Source organism: Nocardioides oceani (assembly GCF_030412965.1).
Classification (GTDB): domain Bacteria; phylum Actinomycetota; class Actinomycetes; order Propionibacteriales; family Nocardioidaceae; genus Nocardioides; species Nocardioides oceani.
The window spans coordinates 1-1,314 of record NZ_JAUHJQ010000045.1; the positions used below are offsets into that span (position 1 = coordinate 1).

2 protein-coding genes are annotated in these 1,314 nt (G+C 67.7%); both read right to left on the reverse strand.

Features of this window, described 5'->3' with window-relative positions:
* Window positions 1-31: 31 nt before the first annotated feature.
* Window positions 32-976 (reverse strand): IS3 family transposase, encoded by a 945-nt coding sequence (locus tag QWY28_RS23200; protein WP_300955290.1) that lies wholly within the window; start codon window positions 974-976, stop codon window positions 32-34.
* A 2-nt stretch (window positions 977-978) separates the two neighbouring features.
* Window positions 979-1,281, reverse strand: coding sequence for a transposase (locus QWY28_RS23205; protein WP_206051929.1), 303 nt, complete (start codon window positions 1,279-1,281; stop codon window positions 979-981).
* Between the last annotated feature and the right edge of the window lie 33 nt (window positions 1,282-1,314).

Here is a 1,314-nt window from a genome sequence, read left to right on the forward strand (position 1 = left end):
TGTGGTTCCCCCCGAATCGTGGAGGGCTTCTCTATGCGGCTTCCCGGTCGGGGGCCGCTGTGTCCTCGTAGTTGACCGGGCTCATCATGCCCGCCGAGCTGTGCCGGCGTTCGTGGTTGTAGAACCCGTAGCACCAGTCCAGCACGACCGTCTGGGCCTGGCCGGTGTTGGTGAACTCGTGGCGTGAGAGGACCTCCCACTCCAGGCTCGAGAAGAACGCCTCGGCTGCGGCGTTGTCGAAGCACGACCCGACCCGGCCCATCGACTGCCGGATGCCAAGCTGGCGGCAGAGCTTGGTGAACGAGTTCGCCGTGTAGGTCGAGCCCCTATCGGTGTGGAAGATGACCCGCTTGCTCTCGTCCTCGCACCAGTCCGGGCCGTTGACCGCGTCCACGCCGCCGCGGCTCGCGACAGCCATCTTGATCGCCGCGCAGGCCAGCTCGGCGTCTGGATGCAGCGACGTCGCGGCACCCAGGAGACGACGGGAGTACAGGTCGATCACCGTCGCCAGGTACAGCTTCCCGGCCGCGGTCGCGATCTCTGTCATGTCGCCGACCCAGCGGGCATTCGGCCGGGGGGCGGTGAAGTCCCGCTTGAGCAGATCGGGGAACTTCGGCGCCGTCTTGTCCTGCCGGGTCAGCCCGTTCCTGCGCCTGATCCGCCGGGCCACCAAGCCCTGTCGGCGCATCGAGTCAGCGACCGTCTTCTCCGACACCGTCCAGCCCGCATCACGCAGGTCGTGGACCAACCGCGGCGAACCGTGCAGCCCCCGGGCCTTGCCGAACGCAACCCGCACGGCACGATCGACCGTGTCGCGGCGCCGGTCCCGCGTCGTGTGCAGCCCGTTGGCCGCGCCGGGGCTCTCGGCCCGTCCGAGCCACTTGTAGAACCACGCCAGGCTGACCCCGAGCAGGGCACAGACGACCGTGTGTGGCACGCGGTAGGTGGTCCTCTGGTCGGCGATGAAGCGTGCCACGCTCACTTCGTCGCCTCCTTGACCCACAGGACCACGGATCGCTTGAGGACATCACGCTCCATCCGGAGCTCGGCGACTTCGGCACGGAGCCGCTTGAGCTCTTCGACGTCGTCCTTCGACAGCCCCCGGGTGCCCTCGGCGGCCTCGCGTGCACGAGCGACCCAGTTGCCCAGGGTGCCCTCGTTCACGCCGAGGTCACGAGCGACCTGCGCGATCGGCTTGTTGGTCTCTTCGACGATCCGGACAGCTCCCTCACGGAACTCCCGGTCGTACTTCTTCCGCTTCTCTGGCATCTCGATCCTCATTGTCGATGCCTCTACGGTCCGGGGGGAACCTCA